This is a genomic window from Pseudomonas sp. (assembly GCF_050739775.1).
Taxonomy (GTDB): Bacteria; Pseudomonadota; Gammaproteobacteria; order Pseudomonadales; family Pseudomonadaceae; genus Aquipseudomonas.
This window is the reverse complement of sequence record NZ_JBOICA010000085.1, coordinates 1-4,973: the sequence shown is the minus strand read 5'-3', so window position 1 is coordinate 4,973 and position 4,973 is coordinate 1. Positions and strand designations below refer to the sequence as shown.

Genomic DNA, 4,973 nt, shown 5'->3' with positions numbered 1-4,973 from the left:
GTGGTTCGACAGGATGGGTCTGGTGCGTCTCTCATAACCTCAATCTCTCGAACCGCCCGGTGCGGACCCGCATGCCGGGTGGTGTGGCAGGGGCGCGGCCTATGAAGGCCGCCCCCTATGCCGATTCTGGTCGGCGCACCCAGACGAAAGCCGCACAATTCTTGACCGATTTTCTCGGAGAAGCGGATAATGCGCACCATCACGCATTATGGCGGCACAGCGCCGGGAGATAGTCAGCATGAGCGTCGAATCCTTCACCCCCGTGGCTTTGCAGTTCACTGAGGGTGCAGCGCACAAGGTGAAGACCCTGGTCGATGAAGAAGGCAATGATCGCCTGAAGTTGCGAGTGTTCGTGACCGGTGGCGGTTGCTCGGGTTTTCAATACGGTTTTACTTTCGATGAAGATGTCGCTGAAGACGACACCATCGTCGAGCGCGAAGGCGTGGCCCTGGTGGTCGATCCAATGAGTTTCCAGTACCTGGCAGGAGCCGAAGTGGATTACCAGGAAGGCCTGGAAGGCTCGCGCTTTGTCATCAAGAACCCGAACGCCAGCACCACCTGTGGTTGCGGTTCGTCGTTCTCGATCTGATCGCAGGGCAGGTTGCACCGCAAACGCCGCGCTGATGCGCGGCGTTTTGCTGTGTGCGTGTCAGGCGGGGTAAATCGCGCCAAGCACCCGCAGCCCGCGGGCACCGGTGACGCTCGGGCGATTGCCCGGGATGCCTTGCAGGCAGCAGTGGGCGAGCCAGGCAAAGGCCATGGCTTCTACCCAGTCAGGGTCAATGCCATGTGCTGCGGTGCTACTGACTCGGGCACGAGGTAGAAGGGCGGCCAGGCGGCTCATAAGGGCGCCATTGTGGGCGCCACCACCACAGACCAGCAGGGCCTGGGTACCCTCCTGGGCTGTCTGCAGGGAGCTGACAATGCTGTGGGCGGTGAGCTCCAGCAGAGTGGCCTGGACATCGGCATCGGCAATCGCCGGTTGTGTGGCCAGGTGGTGCATGAGCCAAGGCAGGTTGAATACTTCACGACCCGTGCTTTTCGGGCCGGTACCGGCAAAGAACGGATCGCTGAGCAGGCTGGCAAGCAGGCCGGGGTTCACCTTGCCGCTGGCGGCCCAGGCGCCGTTGCCGTCGTAGCTGCGGCCTTGTTTCTGGTGAATCCAGGCATCGAGCAGCACGTTGCCCGGGCCGCAGTCGAAACCGCTGACCGGCTTGTCCTGCTCGATCAGGCTGAGGTTGCTGAAGCCGCCGACGTTGAGCACTGCCAGGCGCTGGCCCTGATGCTCGAACAGCGCCTCATGAAAGGCGGGGACCAGCGGTGCACCCTGGCCGCCAGCCGCCACGTCACGGCGACGAAAATCACCGACTACGCAGATGCCGCTGAGCTCGGCGAGCAAGGCTGGGTTGCCGATCTGGACGGTGAATCCGCGTGCCGGCTCATGGCGAATGGTCTGGCCATGACTGCCAATGGCACAAATATCGGCCGGCTTGAGGCCCTGGGCGACCAGTAGGTGTTCGATACCCTGGGCTGCCAGCCGTACCCACTGCGCTTCGGCCAGCGCGGCGCGGGCGATTTCGTCCGTGCCGCTGGCGCACAGGTCCAGCAGGTCCTGGCGCAGGCTTGCGGGCATGGGGATGTAGTGAGTAGCGAGCAGGCGGGTGTGCTGCTTCTGTTCGATCAAGGCGATGTCCAGGCCATCGAGGCTGGTCCCGGACATCACCCCCAGATAAAGAGCCATTGCTTAGCGCTTGTTGGATGCGAGCATGGTGGCTTTTTCCTGGTTCATGCGAGCTACCAGCGGTTGGCTCTGCTGCAGGAAGCGTTGACGCTCGGCCTTGGCGATCGGGTCGGCCATTGCCAGCTTCTGCCCCAGCGGATCGACGTGGACGCCGTTGACCTGGAACTCATAGTGCAGGTGCGGGCCAGTGGACAGGCCGGTGGTGCCGATATAGCCGATGACTTGGCCCTGCTTGACCGAACCGCCGGTCTTCACGCCTTTGGCAAAGCCTTGCATATGACCGTAGAGGGTCTGGTAGCGGTTGCCGTGCTGGATGATTACGGTGTTGCCGTACCCGCCGCGACGTCCGGCGAGCAATACCTTGCCATCGCCGGCCGCCTTGATTGGCGTGCCACGTGGTGCGGCGTAGTCGACACCCTTGTGGGCGCGGATCTTGTTGAGGATTGGGTGCTTGCGACCGGCCGAGAAGCGCGAGCTGATGCGGGCGAAATCAACCGGGGTGCGGATGAAGGCCTTGCGCATGCTGTTACCGTCAGCGGTGTAATAGTTGGTATTGCCCTGCTTGTTGGTGTAACGAACTGCAGTGAAGGTCTTGCCGCGGTTGGTGAAGCGGGCAGAGAGAATATTGCCGTTGCCAACCACTTTGCCGTCCATGACCCTCTGCTCGTAGATCACATCGAATTCGTCGCCCTGGTGGATATCCTGGGCGAAGTCGATGTCGTAGCCAAAGATCCGCGCCATGTCCATGGTCAAGCTGTGAGGCAGGCCGGCGCGCTGGCCGGATGCCGACAGCGAACTCTTGATCACGCCGTGGGCATAGGCCGAGCGCACTACCGGTTTGCTGACTTCGCGGTTGAAGACGTAACCGTTTGCGCTTTTGGTCAGGCGAATGGTTTCCAGGTTGCTGACCTTGCTGTGCAGACTGGCCAACCGACCGTCTTTGTCCAGTTCGATCTGCAGCACCTGGCCGCTCTTGAGTTGGCTGAACTGTTTGGCCTGCTTGTTACTGGTCAGTACCTCGTGCACAGCGGTGGCCGGCAGGCCGACCTTGGCGAACAGGGTCGACAGGGTGTCACCACGGCCCACGGTCACTTCGCGGTGGCTCGGATCCTTGGCCGGGGCGGCTGGCGCTGGCGCAGGAGCTGGCTCGACCTTGGCGGTTTCCTGCGACGGTGCAGCGCTATTGTCGATCTGGGCGAACGGGGAGGCGGTGGAGGCCCCTGCGTCCTTTGCCAGTGGTGAATCCGGTTCTTGCTTGAGCTGCTCGGCAGGGCTCTCCAGCTCGAGGTTCAGGGTGGTTTTCTTGGCTTCTACCTCGCTGGATGGAAATACCAGCAAGGCCAGACTGAGTAAGGCGGCGATGCCGCTGGCGGCCAACAGATGGCTCTTCGGATAAAGCGGGGGCGCTTTAGGCGGTTCGTTGGTCATAGATGAATTGACTTTGAAATAGATGAATTGGAAAAGATGAATGACATGATGAAGATGAAATAACTGTATAAAATATAACCAAATCCCTTTCAGCGCAAGCGCGCAGACGTCATCAATCGGCCGCGGGGTCACATCCGGGGCAAAAACTTGTAATTGACAGCTGATCTTGTATGGTTGGGGCCCTTTGAATCTGAGCCTTGCGGGTCTGTTATGAAGTCGGTTGAAGAGCAGCTAGCGCTGATCAAGCGTGGTGCGGAAGAGGTACTGGTAGAGTCCGAGTTGGTCGAGAAGCTCAAGCGCGGGCAGCCGCTGCGGATCAAGGCGGGTTTTGACCCGACCGCTCCCGACCTGCACCTGGGGCATACCGTCCTTATCAACAAGCTGCGCCAGTTCCAGGATCTGGGGCATCAGGTGATATTCCTGATCGGCGACTTCACTGGCATGATCGGCGATCCGAGCGGCAAGAGTGCCACGCGTCCGCCGCTGACCCGCGAGCAGGTGCTGGATAACGCCGAGACCTATAAGCAGCAGGTGTTCAAGATTCTCGATCCGGCCAAGACCGAGGTCGCGTTCAACTCCACCTGGATGGACAAGCTGACGCCGGCGGATTTCATTCGCCTGGCTTCGCAGTACACCGTGGCGCGCATGCTTGAGCGCGACGACTTTGACAAGCGTTACACCACCAATCAGCCGATTGCTATCCACGAGTTCCTCTATCCATTGGTGCAGGGCTACGACTCGGTGGCGCTCAAGGCTGATGTCGAACTGGGTGGCACTGATCAGAAGTTCAACCTGCTGATGGGGCGCGAATTGCAGCGCTCCTATGGTCAGGAAGCACAGAACATCGTGACCATGCCGCTGCTCGAAGGTCTCGATGGCGTCAAGAAGATGTCCAAGTCGCTGGGTAACTATGTCGGTATCCAGGAGGCGCCAGGGGTGATGTACAGCAAACTGGTTTCGATCCCTGACACCCTGATGTGGCGTTACTTCGAGCTGCTGAGCTTCCGCTCGATGGAAGAGATCGAGGCTTTCCGGGCTGACGTGGCTGCCGGCGCGAACCCGCGTGACATCAAGATCAAGCTGGCTGAAGAGATCGTTGCGCGCTTCCATGGTGAAGAAGCGGCGGCAAATGCCCATCGCGGCGCGGGCAATCGTATGAAGGAAGGCGAGCTGCCGGAAGATCTGCCGGAGGTCGAAGTGCTGGCGAGCGAGGAGATGCCGATCTCTGCTGTCCTTAATAAGGCGGGCCTGGTGAAGAACTCGGCAGCCGCTCGTGATCTGCTTGCTGCTGGCAGTGTTCGGGTTGATGGTGAAGCGGTTGATCGTGGCTTTGTGTTTGCCCTGGGCTCTACCCATGTTTGCCAGGCGGGCAAGAAGGCGTTCGCGCGTATTACCCTGAAGGCCGAGTAACGTTACGTATATATAGAGTGGGGCGCAGGTTGTTTTGCGGTACTTTGAAATTAACCCTTGACGCCCCGTTTTATCTCTCTATAATTCGCCCCACTTCCGGCGTAGTCGGAGCGGAAAACTCCTTGAGATTCAACGAGTTAGATGTTCCAGGTGGTGCCGGAGGGGCTTAGATCGAAAGATCGACAGCGGTGAAAAAAGGTGGTTGACAGCGGATTGAAACGCTGTAGAATTCGCCTCCCGCTGACGAGAGATCGTAGCGAGTCAAGTAGTTGAATTTGAACGAAAAACTTCAAAATAAACGCTTGACAGGCACTGAGGAAAGCGTAGAATGCGCGCCTCGGTTGAAGCGAAAGACTTCAGCCACCGCTCTTTAACAATCGAATCAAGCAATTCG

Annotated in this window: 4 protein-coding genes; 2 read left to right on the top strand and 2 right to left on the bottom strand. The window is 59.5% G+C overall.

The window, feature by feature from the left end; translation table 11 throughout:
- Positions 1-238 precede the first annotated feature (238 nt).
- Positions 239-589, top strand: a complete 351-nt coding sequence (erpA, locus tag ACRESH_RS24090; protein ID WP_028942121.1) for an iron-sulfur cluster insertion protein ErpA — start codon at positions 239-241, stop codon at positions 587-589.
- Between the two features lie 60 nt (positions 590-649).
- Here the strand turns inward: erpA and ACRESH_RS24085 are convergent, their stop codons facing one another.
- Both ACRESH_RS24085 and ACRESH_RS24080 read right to left on the bottom strand, forming a co-directional pair.
- Positions 650-1,741 (bottom strand): anhydro-N-acetylmuramic acid kinase, encoded by a 1,092-nt coding sequence (locus tag ACRESH_RS24085; RefSeq protein ID WP_431744324.1) that lies wholly within the window; start codon positions 1,739-1,741, stop codon positions 650-652.
- Between the two features lie 3 nt (positions 1,742-1,744).
- Entirely contained in the window at positions 1,745-3,169 is a 1,425-nt protein-coding gene (locus ACRESH_RS24080) for an OapA family protein (RefSeq protein WP_431744323.1), read from the bottom strand.
- Positions 3,170-3,379: 210 nt separating this feature from the next.
- On the opposite strand from ACRESH_RS24080, the gene tyrS reads away from it, so the two are divergent.
- Positions 3,380-4,579 (top strand): tyrosine--tRNA ligase, encoded by a 1,200-nt coding sequence (gene tyrS, locus ACRESH_RS24075; protein WP_431744322.1) that lies wholly within the window; start codon positions 3,380-3,382, stop codon positions 4,577-4,579.
- The last annotated feature ends 394 nt before the right edge of the window (positions 4,580-4,973 follow it).

What these genes read in the sequence shown, in the direction of transcription:
- erpA (WP_028942121.1), top strand. Translation starts at nt 239, where the DNA reads ATGAGCGTCGAATCCTTCACCCCCGTGGCTTTGCAGTTCACTGAGGGT.
- ACRESH_RS24085 (WP_431744324.1), bottom strand. Translation starts at nt 1,741, where the DNA reads ATGGCTCTTTATCTGGGGGTGATGTCCGGGACCAGCCTCGATGGCCTG.
- ACRESH_RS24080 (WP_431744323.1), bottom strand. Translation starts at nt 3,169, where the DNA reads ATGACCAACGAACCGCCTAAAGCGCCCCCGCTTTATCCGAAGAGCCAT.
- tyrS (WP_431744322.1), top strand. Translation starts at nt 3,380, where the DNA reads ATGAAGTCGGTTGAAGAGCAGCTAGCGCTGATCAAGCGTGGTGCGGAA.